16 protein-coding genes are annotated in these 19,093 nt (G+C 58.4%); 8 read left to right on the forward strand and 8 right to left on the reverse strand.

What is annotated here, in order from left to right; translation table 11 throughout:
• Positions 1 to 12 precede the first annotated feature (12 nt).
• From dut to AC2FLG_RS11370, 3 genes are read left to right on the forward strand one after another with little or no spacing between them, the layout of a single operon-like run.
• Positions 13 to 468, forward strand: coding sequence for a dUTP diphosphatase (gene dut / locus AC2FLG_RS11360; RefSeq protein WP_496691767.1), 456 nt, complete (start codon positions 13 to 15; stop codon positions 466 to 468).
• On the forward strand, positions 468 to 1,511 hold the full coding sequence (locus tag AC2FLG_RS11365; RefSeq protein ID WP_281972520.1) for a HesA/MoeB/ThiF family protein: 1,044 nt from the start codon (positions 468 to 470) through the stop codon (positions 1,509 to 1,511). The genes dut and AC2FLG_RS11365 overlap by 1 nt, the downstream gene beginning before the upstream one ends.
• Positions 1,512 to 1,570: 59 nt before the next feature.
• Positions 1,571 to 3,586 (forward strand): M3 family metallopeptidase, encoded by a 2,016-nt coding sequence (locus tag AC2FLG_RS11370; RefSeq protein WP_496706246.1) that lies wholly within the window; start codon positions 1,571 to 1,573, stop codon positions 3,584 to 3,586.
• On the opposite strand, the gene AC2FLG_RS11375 is transcribed toward AC2FLG_RS11370, so the two are convergent.
• Genes AC2FLG_RS11375 through AC2FLG_RS11400 form a run of 6 tightly spaced genes read right to left on the reverse strand, consistent with a single transcriptional unit; the run spans position 3,583 to position 10,146 of the window.
• On the reverse strand, positions 3,583 to 4,515 hold the full coding sequence (locus AC2FLG_RS11375; RefSeq protein WP_496706247.1) for a 2-hydroxyacid dehydrogenase: 933 nt from the start codon (positions 4,513 to 4,515) through the stop codon (positions 3,583 to 3,585). The genes AC2FLG_RS11370 and AC2FLG_RS11375 overlap by 4 nt on opposite strands.
• Before the next feature lie 15 nt (positions 4,516 to 4,530).
• Entirely contained in the window at positions 4,531 to 5,670 is a 1,140-nt protein-coding gene (rodA, locus tag AC2FLG_RS11380; RefSeq protein ID WP_271948355.1) for a rod shape-determining protein RodA, read from the reverse strand.
• On the reverse strand, positions 5,667 to 7,616 hold the full coding sequence (mrdA, locus tag AC2FLG_RS11385) for a penicillin-binding protein 2 (protein WP_271948353.1): 1,950 nt from the start codon (positions 7,614 to 7,616) through the stop codon (positions 5,667 to 5,669). The genes rodA and mrdA overlap by 4 nt, the downstream gene beginning before the upstream one ends.
• Positions 7,616 to 8,149: a rod shape-determining protein MreD gene (locus AC2FLG_RS11390; RefSeq protein WP_142635595.1), complete on the reverse strand. Its 534-nt coding sequence runs from the start codon at positions 8,147 to 8,149 to the stop codon at positions 7,616 to 7,618. Before AC2FLG_RS11390 ends, mrdA begins: the two co-directional genes overlap by 1 nt.
• Positions 8,142 to 9,044, reverse strand: coding sequence for a rod shape-determining protein MreC (gene mreC / locus AC2FLG_RS11395; protein WP_496700849.1), 903 nt, complete (start codon positions 9,042 to 9,044; stop codon positions 8,142 to 8,144). The genes AC2FLG_RS11390 and mreC overlap by 8 nt, the downstream gene beginning before the upstream one ends.
• 55 nt (positions 9,045 to 9,099) lie before the next feature.
• Positions 9,100 to 10,146, reverse strand: a complete 1,047-nt coding sequence (locus AC2FLG_RS11400; RefSeq protein WP_142635599.1) for a rod shape-determining protein — start codon at positions 10,144 to 10,146, stop codon at positions 9,100 to 9,102.
• Positions 10,147 to 10,300: 154 nt separating this feature from the next.
• Here AC2FLG_RS11400 and rlmJ point away from each other — a divergent pair, with 154 nt between their 5' ends.
• Positions 10,301 to 11,086, forward strand: coding sequence for a 23S rRNA (adenine(2030)-N(6))-methyltransferase RlmJ (gene rlmJ / locus AC2FLG_RS11405; protein WP_496706248.1), 786 nt, complete (start codon positions 10,301 to 10,303; stop codon positions 11,084 to 11,086).
• Positions 11,087 to 11,267: 181 nt separating this feature from the next.
• Here the strand turns inward: rlmJ and AC2FLG_RS11410 are convergent, their stop codons facing one another.
• Positions 11,268 to 12,839, reverse strand: coding sequence for a 2-isopropylmalate synthase (locus AC2FLG_RS11410; RefSeq protein ID WP_496676505.1), 1,572 nt, complete (start codon positions 12,837 to 12,839; stop codon positions 11,268 to 11,270).
• A gap of 283 nt (positions 12,840 to 13,122) precedes the next feature.
• Between AC2FLG_RS11410 and AC2FLG_RS11415 the strand changes: the two genes are divergently transcribed.
• A complete protein-coding gene (locus AC2FLG_RS11415; RefSeq protein ID WP_496691762.1) occupies positions 13,123 to 13,788 on the forward strand; it encodes an SDR family NAD(P)-dependent oxidoreductase in 666 nt (221 codons plus the stop codon).
• 6 nt (positions 13,789 to 13,794) lie between these two features.
• Here the strand turns inward: AC2FLG_RS11415 and AC2FLG_RS11420 are convergent, their stop codons facing one another.
• Entirely contained in the window at positions 13,795 to 15,264 is a 1,470-nt protein-coding gene (locus AC2FLG_RS11420) for an MORN repeat-containing protein (RefSeq protein ID WP_496706250.1), read from the reverse strand.
• A 146-nt stretch (positions 15,265 to 15,410) separates the two neighbouring features.
• Here AC2FLG_RS11420 and AC2FLG_RS11425 point away from each other — a divergent pair, with 146 nt between their 5' ends.
• From AC2FLG_RS11425 to AC2FLG_RS11435, 3 genes are all read left to right on the forward strand, one after another.
• Entirely contained in the window at positions 15,411 to 17,069 is a 1,659-nt protein-coding gene (locus AC2FLG_RS11425) for an NAD+ synthase (protein ID WP_496706251.1), read from the forward strand.
• A gap of 288 nt (positions 17,070 to 17,357) precedes the next feature.
• Positions 17,358 to 17,609, forward strand: coding sequence for a hypothetical protein (locus AC2FLG_RS11430; protein ID WP_496691760.1), 252 nt, complete (start codon positions 17,358 to 17,360; stop codon positions 17,607 to 17,609).
• Between the two features lie 154 nt (positions 17,610 to 17,763).
• The gene (locus AC2FLG_RS11435) at positions 17,764 to 19,092 is read left to right on the forward strand and encodes an NAD(P)/FAD-dependent oxidoreductase (RefSeq protein ID WP_496706253.1); all 1,329 of its coding nucleotides are present in this window, start codon (positions 17,764 to 17,766) and stop codon (positions 19,090 to 19,092) included.
• The last annotated feature ends 1 nt before the right edge of the window (position 19,093 follow it).

Raw genomic sequence — 19,093 nt, forward strand, 5'->3', positions numbered from 1 at the left:
AGAGGATATCCGATGGTAGCAATTCGTGTGATCCGTGAGGACGGGGCCGACCCTTCGGTGCCTTTGCCATCTTATGAAACCACCGGCGCGGCAGGCGCGGATGTGCGTGCAAACTTCCCGGGCAAGACGCCGATCACGTTGCTGCCCGGTCAGCGGGCTCTGGTTCCCACCGGACTGCGGATTGAAATCCCAAATGGGTATGAGGTGCAGGTCCGGCCCCGCTCGGGCCTTGCGCTGAAATACGGGATCACGCTGCCCAATACGCCGGGTACGATCGACAGCGACTATCGCGGCCCTCTGGGGGTGATCCTGTTGAACGCTGGGCAGGAGAGCTTTGAAATCACCCATGGGGAACGTATCGCCCAACTGGTCGTCGCCCCGGTGGTACAGGCGTCATTTGAGGCCACGGATACACTCAGCGATACTGACCGCGGTGCAGGCGGGTTCGGTTCGACCGGGCGCGGCTGATGTTACTTGTCCTGATCATCGCCGCAGCGCTTTGGGGGCTCGGCTATCTGGCTGGCGTGTCACGCAATGCACGGATGATTTCGGTTGGGGTGTTGTTGCTGGGGGTAATCTCGGCACAGCTGGTTTTGCCCCTTGGTAACCCCCTGCGTCAGGCCACGGGTGGTTCTGCTGCGACCTGGTTGATTTTGGTTGGTACGGCGGTTCTGGTTCTGATCTATGGAAAGGGACTGAAAGCGCTGCGAAAACGCGCGGCGCCGGCCTCGAACAAGGAGCCAGCCATGCCCTCAGACAAATTCTCCGAGACCGAGCTTGACCGCTATGCCCGCCATATCGTGTTGCGCGAAATTGGTGGGCCAGGGCAGAAAAAGATGAAGCAGGCCCGCGTGCTTGTGATCGGCGCCGGGGGGCTTGGGGCGCCCGCTTTGCAGTATCTGGCTGCGGCCGGGGTCGGCACGATCGGGGTGATTGATGATGATGAGGTTGAGAACGCCAATCTTCAGCGTCAGGTGATCCACCAGGATGCGGATATCGGCATGCCCAAGGTTTTTTCGGCCCAGCAGGCCATGCTGGCGCAAAACCCGAATGTGGTTGTTCTGCCCTATCACCGCCGACTGACCGAAGAGGTCGCCACCGAGCTATTTTCCGATTTTGACGTCATCCTGGACGGAACTGATAATTTCGACACGCGCTATTTGGCCAATCGCACGGCGGTCGCGTTGGGCAAGCCGCTGATTTCGGGGGCTCTGTCGCAATGGGAAGGCCAGCTCAGCGTTTTCGACCCGGCCAACGATGCGCCTTGTTATCAGTGCATTTTCCCCGAGGCTCCGGCTCCAGGTCTGGCCCCGTCCTGCGCCGAGGCTGGGGTGATCGGCCCCTTGCCTGGCGTCGTCGGTTCGATGATGGCTGTTGAGGCGATCAAGGTGATCACCGGGGCGGGTCTGGCACTGAGGGGTGAGATGCTGATTTACGACGCTCTCTATGGCGAAAGCCGCAAGATTACACTGCCTCGCCGTGCAGATTGCCCCGTTTGTGGCAAAGGATAACCCCCCTGCTCTGGATCGAACGCGCCGTCGTTCTTAGGTAGGGGACAAAGGAGACTTCAATGACCAACCCGATTCTGTCCGCCTGGACCAGCGCGTTCGAAATTGCACCGTTCGACACGATATCCGACACGGATTTCGCCCCGGCCCTGGACGCGGCCATGCAGGCCCATAACGCTGAGATTGGCACGATTGCCTCTAACCCGGAGGCCCCGACTTTTGCCAACACGGTCGAAGCGCTGGAAGCTGCAGGAGAGATGATGGACAAGGTTCTGTCGGTATTCTTCACGGTCGCGGGCGCAGACAGCAATCCCTTGCGTGAAGAGTTGCAGCGCGAATTTTCACCCAAGCTGGCCGCGCATTTCTCGGGGATTTCGTCCAACAAGGCGTTGTTTCAGCGGGTTGCCGATCTGTGGGCGCGCAAGGATGAACTGGGCCTGACGGATGAGCAGGCACGCGTTCTGATGCTGTCGCATCGCGGGTTTGTGCGCGCTGGTGCGGCGCTTGAGGGAAACGAAGACACGCGGATGCAAGAGATCAAAGCGCGGCTTGCCTCGCTGGGGACGTCCTTCACCCAGAACCTTCTTGCCGATGAGCGCGATTGGTTCATGGAATTGTCCGAAGATGACCTACAGGGGCTTCCTGATTTTGTGGTCAATTCTGCCCGGGCAGCGGGTGAGGAAAAGGGTGCAAAAGGACCGGTTGTCACCCTGTCCCGGTCACTGATCGTACCGTTTCTGCAGTTTTCACCGCGCCGGGATTTGCGCCAGAAAGCCTATCGCGCATGGACTGCCCGGGGGGCAAATGGCGGCGAGACTGACAACCGGGAAATTGCCGCCGAAATCCTGCAGTTGCGTCAGGAACGTGCAAAGCTGCTGGGCTATGAAAGCTTTGCCGATTTCAAACTGGAAACCGAAATGGCCCGCACGCCCGACCGCGTCCGTGATCTGCTGATGCAGGTTTGGGAGCCTGCCAAAACGCGCGCCAATGCTGATGCCGAAATCCTGACGCAGATGATGCAGAATGATGGGGTCAATGGGCCCTTGGAAGCGTGGGACTGGCGTTACTACGCCGAGAAACGCCGCAAGGCTGAACACGATCTCGATGAGGCGGCGCTGAAACCGTACCTGCAGTTGGATCGCATGATCGAGGCCTCTTTTGCATGCGCGAACCGTTTGTTCGGGCTGGAATTCAAGCAGTTGGACATACCGCTGTACCATCCGGACTGCCGGGCCTGGGAGGTGACACGGAACGGGCAACATATCGCGGTGTTCATTGGGGATTACTTTGCACGCGGCTCCAAACGGTCAGGCGCTTGGTGCAGCGCGATGCGCGGGCAGGCAAAGTTTCCCAAGGTGCAGGCTCCGGTCGTGATCAACGTCTGTAATTTCGCCAAGGGTGATCCGGCGCTGCTGTCTTATGACGACGCTCGGACTTTGTTCCATGAATTCGGCCATGCGTTGCACCAGATGCTGTCGAACGTGACCTATGAAAGCATCTCGGGCACCTCCGTTGCGCGCGACTTTGTCGAGCTGCCCAGCCAGCTATACGAACACTGGCTTGAAGTCCCAGAGGTTCTGGCCGAATTCGCCACTCATGCCGAAACCGGCGCGCCGATGCCGCAGGAGATGCTAAAGAAAGTGCTCAAGGCCGCCAATTTCGATCAGGGGTTCCAGACTGTAGAATATGTGGCCTCGGCGCTGGTTGATCTGGCCTTTCATGAGGGCGCAGCGCCCGACGAGCCGATGGCGAGACAGGCAGAAGTTCTGGCGGATCTGGGAATGCCCGCGGCAATCGGGATGCGCCATGCCACGCCGCATTTTGCGCATGTGTTTGCTGGTGACGGCTATAGCGCTGGCTATTACAGCTATATGTGGTCCGAGGTCATGGATTCAGACGCCTTCGCCGCGTTCGAAGAGGCGGGGGGCGCCTTTGATTCCGAACGCGCAAAAGCGCTGGAGGAAAATATCCTGTCCACCGGCGGTTCCCGCGAAGCCGAAGAACTATATCTGTCCTTCCGCGGTCGTTTGCCGGGGGTTGAGGCCCTGCTGAAGGGGCGCGGCCTTATCGCAGCCTAATATCCCAATTCGCGGTCAACGAGGTGCAGAAAAGGCTCGCCCGCCTCACCTCTGCGAATATTTTCACAGATCACCTGCGCCGATGTAACGGGGCGGGTTTCAGAGGCAATGTGAGGCGTCACCGTGACGTTTGGATGCGTCCAATACGGGTGGCTCGCAGGCAGCGGCTCGACCCGGAAAACATCCAGCGTTGCGTGACCGATCTGGCCCGTATCCAGAGCTGCCAGCAAGGTGTGATCGTCGATCAGCGGTCCTCGGCCCGGGTTGATGATATGCGCACCCTTGGGCATCAGCGACAGGGTTTCGGCGTTCAGTGTGTTTTCCGTGGCAGGCGTATCGGGCAGCAATAAAACCGCGATCTCGGCCTGTGTCAGTGCCGCACGCAACCCATCCTCACCGTGAAAGCAGGTGACCCCGGGGATGGCCTTGGCCGAGCGGCTCCAGCCGGTAACGTTGAAATTCAGTGTCGACAGCGCGCGGGCTGCGGCCTCTCCCAATGCGCCAAGGCCCAGGATGCAGACGGTTCTGTCCGAGGCCAGCGGTGGTGGATCTGGGGCCCAAACCCCATCCTGAACCGTGATGTGCCGGTCCATACCCAGATGATAGCGCAGCACGTGACCGACGACCCATTCGGTCATTCCCTGCGTCAACCCGTGGTCCACCATTCGCGCCAGCGGCACAGTCAGAGTGTCATTCTCGACGATGCTTTCGATCCCAGCCCAAAGGCTGAGCACGGCCTTGAGGCGGGTGTAAGGTGCAAAATCCCGTAAGCCGCTATTGGGCGCATAGACGACGTAATCCACCTGATCTGGTTCAAACGTGGTGCCTAGCTGAAACGCGACCCCGGCATTAGTCAGGTACTGTGTCATCAAGGGTTGATACACGGGCCATAGTTCGGGGCGTGCCGAGAACAGGATGTTTGCGGTCATAACGGGCCTTTCGGATCAGCGGGGGCGGTGAATATGGGCACTTTGGACAATGCCGAAAGCTGCCATCAAAACCAGCATGGCCGAACCGCCATAGCTGACCATCGGCAGGGGAACTCCTACGACTGGGGCCAAGCCCATGACCATCGACATGTTCACGGCAAAGAATAGGAAGAAGTTCAGTGCGATACCCAGCGTGACCAAAGAGGAAAACCTGTCCTTGGTTGTCAGGGCCGTAACCAGGCAAAAGATCAGGATCAGCCCATAGAGAACCAGCAGGGTGATGCCGCCGACAAATCCGAATTCTTCGGCCAGCGTCGTAAAGATGAAATCTGTGTGTTTCTCGGGCAGGAAGTTCAGGCGCGATTGTGTGCCCTGCATGAACCCGCGCCCGTTCCAGCCTCCGGACCCCAGCGCGATCTTGGATTGGGTGATGTGATACCCCGCGCCCAGCGGATCGGTGGAGGGATCAAGGAAGGTGTCGATGCGGCGGAACTGGTAATCCTTGAGCAACTGCCACTCGGTTCCGCGGCTGTTGAAGACCGTGGCGATCAGACCGACACCCGCGGCGATAACCGCAGCGAAATAGGCCCAGTGAACGCCGGCCAGAAACATCAGGCCTCCCCCCGCCGCCAGCAGCAGGATCGAGGTGCCGAGATCCGGCTGGCGCAACACCATGAAGGTGGGGATCAGGATCAGGATGACAGGGATCAGAACCCAAAGGGGGCGTGACGTTTTATGCGATGGGAGCCAGTCGTAATAGGCCGCAAGCACCATCACCAGTGCTACTTTCATCACCTCTGATGGCTGCAGGCGCATGAACCCCAGGTCGATCCAGCGTTGCGCGCCCATGCCAACCGTTCCGAACAACTCGACCACCACAAGTAGAGCGATCGCGGCCAGATAAGCCAGAACCGACATATTTCGCCAGAACCAGATCGGGACCAGTGCCACAATGAACATCGCGATCAAGCCCAACCCAAAGCGTTCCATCTGAGGTTCGGCCCAAGGGGTCCATGATCCACCCGCCACCGAGTACAGCATCAGGAACCCTGCGCTGGCCACGCTGATCAGCAGCAGGGTCAGGGGCCAGTTCATATACAGGAACTTGCGGAACCCCGATGGCGTGGATTTGACGGCATATTCAAGATAGCTCATGCGCGGTCCTTCTGGGGCGGACGCGCTTTGGGGCGGCGGTCGCCCTCCAGCCGTTTTTGCTGTTCCTTGATACGCTCACGATCGGCGGCCGGATAGGCTTCGAGTGGTGGCGTACCGTTGTACAGCGCCTGCAGCATGATATCCCGTGCAACCGGTGCCGCGGCCTTCGACCCCCCGCCGCCATGTTCCACCACGACGGCTACGGCGTATTTCGGGTTGTCATAGGGGGCAAAGCTGACGAACAGCGCGTGGTCACGGCGTTCCCACGGCAGGTCTTCGTTGCGGATAACGCCAGCCGCACGTTCTGCCTTGGTGATATTGCGGACTTGGCTGGTGCCGGTCTTGCCCGCCATACGAAACTCATCCGAGATGATACGGCTGCGATAAGCCGTGCCGCGCCGGTCGTTCGAGACCGAAAACATTGCCTTGCGGACATATTCCAGATTAGTCCGATTGACCGCGAGCGGTTCCCCCGCGCCCGAGGGTTGTTCAACCCCATTGACCGAACGCACAAGGCGTGGCGAGACCGCACGCCCAGTTGCAATCCGGGCTGTCATGACGGCTAGTTGCAGCGGTGAGGCCAGCATAAAGCCCTGACCGATTGAGGCATTGGCAGTGTCACCTACCAGCCATTCTTCGCCGTGGACACGCTCTTTCCAAGCCTGATTGGGGGCAAGCCCTGCAGCCACTGCGGACATCGGGATATCGTGTTTCACGCCCAGCCCAAAGATACGAGCCATGTCGGAGATATTGTCGATGCCTGTGCGCAGGGCAACGTCGTAATAATACACATCGCAGCTGCGTTTCAGAGACAGACCAAGATCAACTGTACCATGCCCGCCGCGTTTCCAACAATGGAACCGGCGACTGCCGACTTTCAAGTGGCCGGGGCAGTAAACAGTATTTCCAGGACCGATGACCCCAGCCTCAAGCGCGGCCATGGCAGTGATCATCTTAAAGGTCGAGCCGGGTGGATAGGTGCCCTGTACTGTCTTGTTGGCCAACGGGCGATAGTTGTCTTGTGTCAGAGCCCGGTAATCGGCAACCGAGATTCCGCGCACAAAAAGGTTGGGATCAAAGCTGGGTGCGGAACTGATGGCGCGGATATCACCGGTCTCACAATCGATCACCACTGCTGCGGCGCTTTCACCAGCCAAACGGGCCTGAGCGTATTGTTGAAGATCGGCATCGACCGACAGTTGCAAATCGGCCCCGGCCAAACCTTCTTGACGGTCAAGTTCACGCATCACGCGGCCGGTGGCGTTCACTTCGACGCGTTTGGCGCCTGCTTTGCCACGCAGACTGATTTCCTGTTTGGCCTCAAGCCCGACCTTGCCGATCTGAAAACGGGGAATGCGCAGAACGGGTTCCGGATCTTCTATCTGACTGAGGTCGTAATCGCTGACCGGTCCGACATAGCCGACGATATGCGCGAAATCCTCATATCTGGGATATTGCCGGGTCATCCCGACCTCGGGTGTGACACCGGGCAGGGCGGGGGCGTTGACGGCAACTTTCGAGATATCTTCCCAGGTGACTTGATCGGCCAGAGTGACCGGCAGGAACGGGGCCGATCTGCGCATTTCGGTCATGGCGCGTTCGATCTCATCCTCGGTCAGTGGGATCAGTTCAGAAAGCTTGGAGATGACGGCTTCAACATCGCCCGCATCTTCGCGCACCATGACGATACGGTAGGACGGAGAGTTTTGCCCGATGATCTGCCCGTTGCGATCGTATATTCGACCACGTGTGGGCGGGATCAGGCGGATGTTAATCCGGTTTTCCTCGGCCAACAGGCGGTATTCGTCAGCCTGATCTACCTGCATAAACCGCATCCGGGCAGCCAGACCCCCGATAAAAGCGGCTTGCAGGCCTCCAAGGATCAGCGCACGGCGTGGCAAACGTTTATAGGCGAGGCCCTGTGACTTAGGTTTGCGCTGTTTCATTACCGCCCTCCCGACAGGCCAGGGTCAGAAGGTGCGACACGACGCACACCAAAACCGTTCTGACTGAGCAGAACGATCAATGGGTAGATCCCGATTGTCAGAACCACTTGCACCACGACCATCCCCAATGCCGCTTGTTGCACGGACAGAATAGCAAGAATGACGCGATTCAGGAAAAAAACAGCTGTGATCACGACGGCAACGGTGGTCCATTCGCCCAAAAAGCCCGCGTCGCGCAACCCGGGAGTTGCGGACCGAAGATAGGCAGTACCCAACACAACAAGCGCGGCCAGCAAGCCGGGGGGACGTTGAAACAGAAGGTCGGCTGCCAGCATGATCAGGGCGACCAGCAGGGTTGGCACATATTCGGGGCGCCGCAGAACCCAGGCAAAGGTCAACGCAATCAGGAAATCCGGAAACGGCCAGCGATCCGGCTGCGTGTCCAGTGGCAGCAGGTGCAGGAACAAGACCAGCAGCGCCAACAGCAGATACAGGCCACGTTTGAGCCACAGATTGGACGCGGCACTATCCATCGCCGGTCTCCGTCGGTGTCAGTGCCGCCTCGGGCTGGCGTGGGCCGACAATTCCTCCGGGGTCCTGAATAAGTGGCGCAGACTGATAGCGCAGCACTCTTAGAAATTTGAGCCGTTCAAAATCTGCAGACAGCCGCACCCGCAGGCGTCCTCCCGGATCAGCGGTAATCTGACCGATCAGCAGGCCGCCAGGGAAAACGCCGCCATCCCCCGAGGTCACAACCCTGTCGCCCGGGCGCACCAGTTCGCGGTTCTCCAGAAACTCAACCACAGGCGCGGCGGTGTTGTCCCCGGCAATCAGAGCGGTCTGCCCCGACGGTTGAATCGTGGCAGGTATCGCGCTGGATGCGTCGGTCATCAGGATCACCCGTGCGGTATCTGGACCAACACCCGAGATACGACCGACAACGCCAATCCCGTCCATGGTGGCCCATCCATCCATGATTCCGTCACGCTCGCCCACGTTCAACAGAACCGACTGCCGGAACGGAGAACCGCTATCGGCCATGACGACCCCGGTAATGTAGGTCAGGCGCGGATCGAGACGCACATTGTTTAGATCCAGAAGCCGGGCATTTTCCTGCTCAAGTTGCAGTGCGGCCTCTTTCCAGGCGCGCATCAGACGCAACTCGCTGCGCAATTCCTGGTTCTGCTCGCTCAGGCGTTGATAGCTCTGAAAATCCCGTGCCAGATTGACCGCAGCGGTAACCGGAACCATCGCCCAATCCATCGAGGGCACCACGTTGTTGACAACCTGCGCCCGAAACCGTTCGACGCGAGGGCTGTCAATGCGCCAGACCAGAAAGATGCCCAGAAGGCACAGAACCACGATCCCCAGCAGCAGACGGCGGAGCGGGGTGGTGTATTCATCGCGCTGTGATCGGTCCTTTGCCACAGGACTCCTTCCCGTGCTGCTCGCGCCCGAATGTACCCTTTAGAGGGTGCGCGCCTTAGCTTTCGTAGTCAATCGCGTGGCGCAGCTGTTTTTCGTATTCCAGTGCCTTGCCGGTGCCCAAAGCCACACAGTTCAGGCTTTCATCCGCAATCGACACGGCCAGACCTGTCTGTTCGCGCAGTGCCAGATCCAGATCGCCCAGCAGCGCACCGCCACCGGTCAGCATCACGCCGCGGTCCACGATATCTGCGGCCAGATCAGGCGGCGTAGTTTCAAGTGCGGTCATAACGGCTTCGCAGATTGCCTGAACCGGTTCCGACAGGGCCTCGGCGACCTGCGCCTGGCTGATCTCGATTTCTTTGGGCACGCCATTCAACAGATCGCGGCCACGGATATGCATCGACTGGCCACGTCCGTCATCAGGCATACGGGCGGTTCCGATGGTGGTCTTGATCCGTTCGGCGGTGGATTCACCCACCAACAGGTTCTGCTGGCGGCGCAAGTATGAGATAATCGCCTCATCCATTCGGTCTCCGCCAACGCGGACCGAACGGGCATAGACAATGTCGCCCAGCGACAGAACGGCAACCTCGGTGGTGCCGCCGCCGATATCCACGACCATGTTGCCGGTCGGGTCAGTGATGGGCATTCCTGCACCAATAGCCGCAGCGATGGGTTCGGCGATCAGGCCCGCCCGGCGAGCGCCTGCGGACATAACCGATTGGCGAATGGCCCGTTTTTCAACAGGCGTAGCACCATGGGGGACGCAGACAATGATTTTGGGCTTTGAGAATGTGGAGCGTTTATGCACCTTACGAATAAAGTGCTTGATCATTTCTTCAGCGGTGTCGAAATCCGCAATCACGCCTTCGCGCATGGGGCGGATCGCTTCGATCGAACCAGGGGTTCGGCCCAGCATCAGCTTGGCATCCTCACCGACGGCGAGGACTTTCTTAACCCCATCCTTGACGTGGTAAGCCACAACTGAAGGTTCCGACAGGATCACACCGCGCCCTTTGACATAAACAAGCGTATTTGCTGTTCCAAGGTCGATCGCCATGTCCGCTGAGAACAAGCCGCCCAGATTGCCAAAGATGCCCATGTTGTACTGATCCCGTTCGTCAGAATTTCTACTGCCCGCGACTCGACGGTTCCGGGACGGATGTCTTATAGGGTGCCATCTCGCCCGGTAAAAGGGCTGATTCCGCGTAACTCAGCACCTTTCCGCCTTATTGAGAGGGACTTTAGAAGGCAACATGCTCTCTTATCAACACATTTACCACGCCGGGAATCTGGCTGATGTTCAAAAGCACGCTCTTTTGGCATGGGTACTGGACTATCTGACGCGAAAAGATAAGCCGATAACCTATCTGGAAACCCATTCCGGGCGTGGCCTGTACCAGCTAGACGCAGCAGAAGCCGTGCGCACAGGCGAGGCAGCCGTAGGTATCAAGCGAGCGCAGCGCGAAGGGTGGTTTCCATCTGATCATCCTTTGTCTCTGGCGTTGGCCAAGGTCCATGAACGGCACGGAGAAAACAGCTATGCCGGTTCACCGCTGATCGCGGCCAACCTGCTGAGGGATCAGGACAGTCTGCATTTCGCAGAGCTGCACCCGCAGGAATACGCGGCATTGTCGATGACCATGTCCCCCTTTGGGGCTAAGGAGTACAAACAGGACGGGTATGAGCTGGCGCAGTCTTTGCTGCCACCAACGCCGCGGCGCGGGATGCTGTTGATTGATCCCAGCTATGAGGTGAAGGCGGATTATGACCGGCTACCGGGCGTGATCTCAAAACTGCATCGTAAATGGAATGTGGGCGTCATCGCGCTGTGGTATCCGATCCTGACCGATCAACGTCAGGCCCCGATGGTTGCCACGTTGAAGGCGCAGGGCTTTCCCAAGGCGATCTGTCATGAAGTCCGGTTTGCACCTGCGCGGGAAGGTCATCGAATGGTCGGATCAGGGATGTTCCTGCTGAACGCGCCCTTTGGCATCCAAGATGAAATGGACCGTCTGTCAGAGCTGTTCAAAGGGCTGTGACGCCAGTCTGATTTCGGACCACAGGGTTCTCCCGCCCCATTTGCCAGCATCTAAAGATGCCATCAAACGTGTTGGGCCCGGCAGCGCGCCGCAGGCGCGCTGCCGGGCCCAAAGCCGCAAGGGCGTCCGGCGTAGCCGGGCACCCGCGGGTGCAGGAGCCCTTGGGAGTGTCATCCGGCTGTCAGGTCAGGTCCTTATAGCTGATTTCACGCGTGTCTGCACCTGGCCCGGCCTTTTCACGGCGCATGATCAGGCGGTTCAGTGCGTGGATATAGGCCTTGGCGGATGCCACGACCGTATCGGTATTCGCTGACTGACCGGTGGCGATCATGCCGTCCTCTTCCAGCCGAACCGATACGGTTGCCTGCGCATCAGTACCCTCGGTAACAGCATGGACCTGATACAGTTGCAGGCGGGCGGTGTTGGGATAGATTCGGCGAATGGCTTTAAAGGTGGCATCGACTGGACCGTCGCCATGTTCGGTCGCGACAATGTCCTTGCCATCCACTTCCAGCTCGACCGTCGATTCCGCCTGACCGCCGGTGCCGCAGGTGACTTTCATCGAAACCAACTGCAGGTGATCGTCGGCCTCATCATCCTGGCTCATCAACGCGATCAGGTCGTCGTCAAAAACCTCTTTCTTGCGGTCGGCCAGATCCTTGAACCGCACGAAGATGTCCTTGAGCTGATTGTCACCGACCTCAAAGCCCAGCGTTTCCAGCTTATCGCGCAACGCAGCCCGGCCCGAGTGTTTGCCAAGCGGCAAAGAGGTGCCCGACAGGCCGATATCTTCAGGGCGCATGATCTCGAAATTCTCTCGGTTCTTCAGCATGCCGTCCTGATGGATTCCGCTTTCATGCGCAAAGGCATTCTTGCCGACAATGGCTTTGTTGAACTGAACCGGGAAGCCCGCAACCGTCGCAACCCGGCGCGAAATATGCATGATCTTGGTGGTATCAATGCCAGTGTGCCACGGCATGATGTCATTGCGGGTGCGCAGCGCCATCACAACTTCTTCCAGCGCAGTATTGCCCGCACGCTCGCCAAGGCCATTGATGGTGCATTCGATTTGACGCGCACCACCAGCGACAGCCGCCAGAGAGTTCGCCGTCGCCATGCCAAGATCGTTGTGGCAATGGGTGGCAAACACCACCTCATCCGCGCCCGGAACCGTTTCGATCAGGCGCTTGATCAGGTCAGCGGATTCGACAGGTGCCGTGTAACCGACAGTGTCGGGTATGTTGATCGTCGTGGCACCGGCCTTGATCGCGATCTCGATCACACGGCACAGATAATCCCACTCGGTCCGGGTCGCATCCATCGGCGACCACTGTACATTTTCGCACAGGTTGCGGGCGTGGCTGACGGTTTCGTGGATCTTGTCGGCCATCTCGTCCATGGTCAGGTTCGGAATGGCACGGTGCAGCGGCGAGGTGCCGATGAAAGTGTGGATGCGGTTCTTGCCAGCGTGTTTGATCGCCTCCCAGCAGCGGTCGATATCAGCGAAATTCGCACGGGCCAACCCACAGATGCGGCTGTTTTGTGATCGCTCGGCAATCTCGCTGACGGCTTTGAAGTCGCCTTCTGATGCGATCGGGAAACCGGCCTCGATGATGTCGACACCCATCTCGTCCAGCAGTTCCGCGATTTCCAGCTTTTCGGCATGGGTCATGGTCGCGCCGGGGCTCTGCTCGCCGTCGCGCAAAGTGGTGTCAAAGATCAAGACGCGGTCTTGGTCGGTCACATTGGTCATGGGATTCTCTTTCTTCTTCTGTCCTAAAGCCTATGGCGCGCGGGCGTCCTCCTCTGAGCGGGCGCGCCGGGTGGCACGCTCAGAGGCGGATTAGGATCAGTAGGCCACGCAGAGACGCACCGCAGGGGGCGGTGTCGGCAACAAGGATATCTGCGCGGTTGATCATGGGGTTGAGCTTATACAGCGCATGCGGGGAATGAAAAGTAGGAATTTCATGCAGACGTCAAAACCTGCACGAACCGTGACGGTTGATTGCCGAGTGAAGACCGCTAGTTGATCCGGAATGGAGAAAGCTCTCATCATAGGTGCCTCGGGTGGTATCGGTGCCGCGCTGCAAAGGCTGTTGACCATGCAATCCGTAGACGTAACCACCTTGTCGCGTTCTGCAGATGGTTTCGACCTCACGAATGTCGAAGCTGTCGGCCCGGCTCTGGAAGCATTGCAATGCCCGTTTGACATGATCTTCATTGCGACGGGTGCTTTGGAAATCAATGGTGCACAGCCGGAGAAGTCCATCAGATCAATTTCAGCGCAGGCAATGATGGACCAGTTTGCCCTGAATGCGGTTGGTCCGGCCCTTGTGCTGTCACACGCTGCGCGGCTGCTACCACGGGGTAGGCGATCTGTCGTGGCGGTGTTGTCCGCCCGCGTCGGATCAATCGGAGATAATCAGCTGGGGGGATGGATCAGCTATCGGGCCTCAAAAGCTGCGGCCAATCAGATTGTGCGCACATCCGCGATTGAGCTGGCCCGCACCCACAAACAGGCGATCTGTGTGGCTCTGCATCCGGGCACAGTGCGTACAGAATTCACGCGCAAATATGTTGGGCGACACCCGACCGTTGAATCGGATGAAGCCGCGCGAAACCTGCTGAGCGTCGCCAGGGCGCTTGTGCCCGCAGACACGGGCGGGTTCTTCGACTGGGCTGGAAAACCTGTGCCGTGGTGAGACCCGCTAACCGTCAGAGGCAGGGCTGGTTGCCGTTGTCGCGCTGTCGTCTGCCGGAGCACTCTCCTGCGGCTCGCTGGTGTTTTCACCCGGCAGAACACCGTTTTCCCAGACGCCGGTTTCTTCTTTGCCGTCAGCATAGCGCATCGTGCCGTCACCGTGGCGTTTGTTGTCCAAAAACCCACCTTCGTACACGTCACCAGTCGCATAGGTGGCGGTTCCGGTGCCGCTGATCTTCCCCTCGACCCAACCGCCTGTATAGGTGAAGCCGCGCGGTGTGGTTATCGATCCTTGCCCGTGGCGCTGCCCATCTTTGAAATCGCCCTTGTATGTCGTTCCGTCCGGGAAGCTGGCTGTGCCCTCGCCCTGGCGCGCACCGTCGACCCAATCGCCTTCATATTTGTACCCGTTTGCAAATGTCAGAACACCGGTGCCGTGGTTCAGACCGTTCTTGAACTGCCCATCGTAGATGGCGCCGTTCGGGTAAGTGGCCTTGCCCTGACCCTCGAAGACGCCGGCGATCCAGTCGCCGTCGTAAATCAGGCCATCAGGATAGGTGTGCATTCCTTTGCCATGGGGCAGGTCTGCACTGAAATCACCGACATAGGTCGAACCGTCAGGATAGGTCAGCTCTCCGAGGCCCTCAATCTGGCCGTCTTTCCACTCACCGGTATAGTCGAACCCATCCGTGCCCAGAAAACGGCCTTTGCCGTGGCGGCGATCATCGTGATAGTCACCTTCGTAGATGGCGCCACTGGCATAGGTTGCCTTGCCTTTGCCCTGTCGGCGCCCATCAAAAAAATCGCCTTCATACAAATCGCCATTGGCTTGCAGTAGACGGCCTTTTCCGGTCATGCGATTTTCGGACCAGTCACCCGTATAACTCATACCTTCCGGCCGCGTCAGGCTGCCTGTGCCATGACGCTTGCCGTCTTTGATGTCGCCCTCATACACGTTGCCTTTGGCTGAGGTGATCTTGCCTTTGCCCTGCTTGACCCCGTCAACCCAGTCGCCCTCGTACACCTCTCCGGTCGGGTCGGTCAGAGTGCCTTGGCCGTGGTGCCTGGCATTCTTGAACCCACCTTCGTATTTCGCTCCGTTGGCATAGACGGCGACTCCTTGGCCGTTGAACGAGCCATCGGCCCATTCCCCTTCATAGCTGCCACCATCAGCATAGACGATCGTTCCGAACCCTTCGGGTTGACCGTTGGCAAAGGCGCCCTGATAGATCGACCCGTTAGCATAGCGCGCAATACCCTGGCCCTGAATTTCGCCTTCGATCCATTCGCCTTCGTATTCGAAACCATCCGGCAACTGGTAGGTGCCGGTTCCGTGCCGCAGGCCATTTAGGAACGTGCCTTCGTATACGCCGCCCACTTCGTCATCGGCCACGACTACCTGATCGTTCTGCGCGAAGGCGGTCAGCGCTGACAGGGTCAATGCAACTGCGGCGATTGAAGTGCGAAAAACGTTCATGTTTGGTCCTGTCTGCGCGAGCATCGTGCTTTTGCGCAAAACTAGGATACCGACGCAGGCAGGGCAACGGCTTTTGCCTTATTGGTCTTTCACTCGCGGTGCGATCTGGTAAATGGCAATAGGACAGACGAGGGCAAGAGGGCAGTATGGCCGACCGTTTCCGTATCACTCTGGCGCAACTCAATCCCATTGTCGGGGATTTGGAAGGCAATGCGGCCAAGGCTTTTTCTGCGTGGGAGCAGGCGCGTGAGGCCGGTGCCCAACTTGTTGCTTTCCCCGAGATGTTCATCACCGGCTATAATACGCAGGACCTTGTGATCAAGCCCGCGTTCTACAAAGCCGCAATGAAAGCTGTTGAGGCGCTTGCGGAACGTTGCGCCGATGGACCTGCGATTGCGATCGGTGGGCCGTGGTTCGAAGATGACCGGCTGTATAACGCCTATCTCATCCTCAAGAACGGCAGGATCAGCAGTAAAGTGCTGAAACATCACCTGCCGAATGAGACAGTCTTTGACGAAGTGCGCCTGTATGATTCCGGCCCGCTGGGCGGTCCCTATTCGATTGGCAACTCTCGGATCGGCAGCCCAATCTGCGAGGACAGCTGGCATCCGGATGTTGCCGAGACGCTGGAGGAGACAGGAGCCGAGTTTCTGCTGATCCCCAACGGCTCGCCTTATTTCCGAAACAAATATGATGTGCGCCTGAACCATATGGTGGCGCGCGTGGTTGAGACCGGATTGCCGCTGATTTACCTGAACATGGTCGGAGGGCAGGACGATCAGGTCTTTGACGGGGCGACCTTCGGGTTGAATCCAGGCGGAGAACTGGCATTCCGAATGCCTGTGTTCGACGAAGCGATAGCGCATGTGGATCTTGAACGCGGCGATGCAGGTTGGCGCATAATTCCGGACGAGATTGTGCCGCAGCCAGATGCGTGGGAGCAGGACTATCGCGCGATGGTCCAGTCTCTGCGTGATTACATGGCCAAAACCGGGTTCAAAAAGGGTGTTCTGGGTCTCTCTGGCGGCGTTGATTCAGCCCTTGTCGCGGCAATAGCGGTGGATGCGATTGGCGCTGAAAATGTTCGCTGCGTGATGTTGCCGTCGGAATATACCAGCCAGGATTCTTTGGATGATGCCGAAGCGGTGGCTAAGTCGTTGGGTGTTCACTATGATTTCGTCCCTATTGCACAGGGGCGCGCGGCGATCACGGATACGCTTGCCCCATTGTTTGCCGGGCGAGACGAAGATCTGACCGAAGAAAACATCCAGTCCCGCCTGCGGGGGCTGTTGCTGATGGCCCTGTCGAACAAGTTCGGCGAGATGCTGCTGACCACAGGCAACAAATCCGAAGTCGCCGTTGGATATGCCACGATCTATGGGGATATGAACGGTGGTTATAATCCGATCAAAGACCTGTACAAAATCCGCGTGTTCGAGACCTGCCGCTGGCGCAATGCCAATCATCGCGGCTGGATGAAAGGCCCTGAGGGTGAAGTCATCCGACCCTCGGTCATCGACAAACCTCCTAGTGCCGAGTTGCGCGAAGACCAGAAGGACAGTGACAGCCTGCCGGATTATCCGGTTCTGGACGCCATTCTGGATATATTGGTTGATCAGGATGGGTCGATCGCGGATTGCGTGGCCGCCGGGTTCGAAGAAGCCGTTGCGCGCCGGATCGAACATTTGGTCTATATCAGCGAATATAAACGGTTTCAGTCCGCCCCGGGGACACGTTTGACCAAGCGGGCATTCTGGCTGGATCGCAGGTATCCTATCGTGAATCGTTGGCGCGACAGGACCTGACGCCTTACAGGAATCACCATTTTGACGCGAAAACTGTTTCCATTTTATGGGTAATAACCGCTTGCTTCTGGAACTGTTTTTATTTTTGAGTGCAGTGGCTTAGATTCTCTTGGGCGTTTCCGAGCCCCCCTTGATACCCGGTCTTTTTTTTGCCACATTTTAGCTTGATTGTTGCCCCATGTGGGGCGGATGCGACGCATTGTGGGAAATAGGTGTTAATGAGCTTTCCCTTCGGTCTTTAGCGACGCGTCCGAAATTGGATGTCTGAGTTAACGATTTGGTGCCATTATGTACGATGAATACGATAAACCGCTTCATTCACCGCCAAAATGGCGGTCTATGCAATCCGAAGGTCGGTCTCTGGATGAGGCAAAGGTAGATGCTGCCATTGCCAATTTGTTGAATGAAGAGGTGCCCAAAGAGGAATCCACGACGGTGGGCCCCGGCGCGCAGTTTCTGGAAACAGAAGCCGAGGTGCCGGAAGGCGGTATCGCTACCTCTTTGCGTCAGAAACTGGCTGAATTGTGCGGCGCGGCCTGAAGTTTTCAAAATCCTGAATTAGATGCGCTGGCTTGCCACGTTGGCCGAATGGTCACAGGCCTGCGCAATAGTCATTGACGCAAAGTTTCTTCTGTTGCGTCTGTCGTGATCCCGCGCCTTCATTGCGGTCCGTGCAATGAATTATGAGCGGTTGATGCCTGGCCCCAAGCCTAATGCTGTTGAACCCGATCTAAAGCTGCCAAAAGCCGTTGATGTTGTTGTCATTGGTGGAGGAATTATTGGGGCATCAACCGCCCTCGAACTGTCAGAGCGGGGAATGTCTGTCCTTCTGTGCGAAAAGGGACAAATTGCCTCCGAGCAGAGTTCACGGAACTGGGGATGGGTGCGTTTGGGTATGCGCGATCCTCGGGAAATCCCGCTGATGCAGGAATCACAGCGTATCTGGGCGCAGCTCGATCAACGCACCGGGCGCAAGACAGGTTTCACACAGGCCGGTATCCTGTTCGGCGCCTCTGGCAAGCGGGAACAGGGCAATCTTGAACGCTGGCTTCGCCATGTGGAGGGGTTGAATACTGGTGCAAGGATGGTGTCCGGGGCTCTGTTGGCGGAACTAATGCCAGACCATCGGACGGGGTTGAATTGCGCATTGTTTATGCCGCAAGACGGTAGAGCGGAACCGCAATGGGCTGCACCCGCAATCGCCGAAGCTGCACGTGACCGGGGGGCTCTGTTGATGACCAACTGTGCAGTGCGCAGTCTGGATACAGAGGCGGACCGTGTCGTCGGTGTCTTCACAGAACGCGGTCGCGTGGCCTGCGGCAATGTCGTACTGGCGGGCGGAGCGTGGTCGCGCTTGTTTGCAGGGAATGCCGGAGTTGATTTTCCACAACTGAAGGTGCTGAACACCGTATTCCGAACCTCTCCGGTTTCCGGTCCTGAGGCTGCCTTGTGGTCGGACGATTTTGCAATACGCAAGCGGGACGACGGAGGGTATACGATTGCGTCCGGGCACGAAAACACCGTTGATATCGTGCCGGATAGCCTTCGTCTGGCGTGGCAATTTCTTCCTGCGTTTCGCCAGGAGTGGCGGTCGCTGCGGTTTCGGGTGTCGAAGCGGTGGGCCGAGGAGGCGCGACAGGATCGGAGGTGGTTGCCCACGGATGTGACACCGTTCGAACTTTGCCGCACTCTGGATCCCGAACCATCGCGCCGGGCGTTGCGGCGGGCTTGGAAAAGCGCAATCAGTGGTATTCCCGCGCTAAAGCAGGCTGAAATCGTTCAGAGTTGGGCAGGGATGATTGATGTAACGCCGGATGCGATCCCGATCATCTCGCACGTGGACCACAGGCCCGGCCTGTTCATCGCTACGGGTTTCTCGGGTCATGGGTTCGGGATCGGGCCCGGTGCCGGGCGGCTGATGGCTGATCTGGTCTCGGGCAATGTCCCCTGTGTTAATCCGGCCGTTTTCCGCCTGTCCCGCTTTGTGGACGGGTCGAAAATCCGGCCGGACCTGGGGTATTAGA

The organism is Ruegeria sp. CDSA193 (assembly GCF_059611885.1).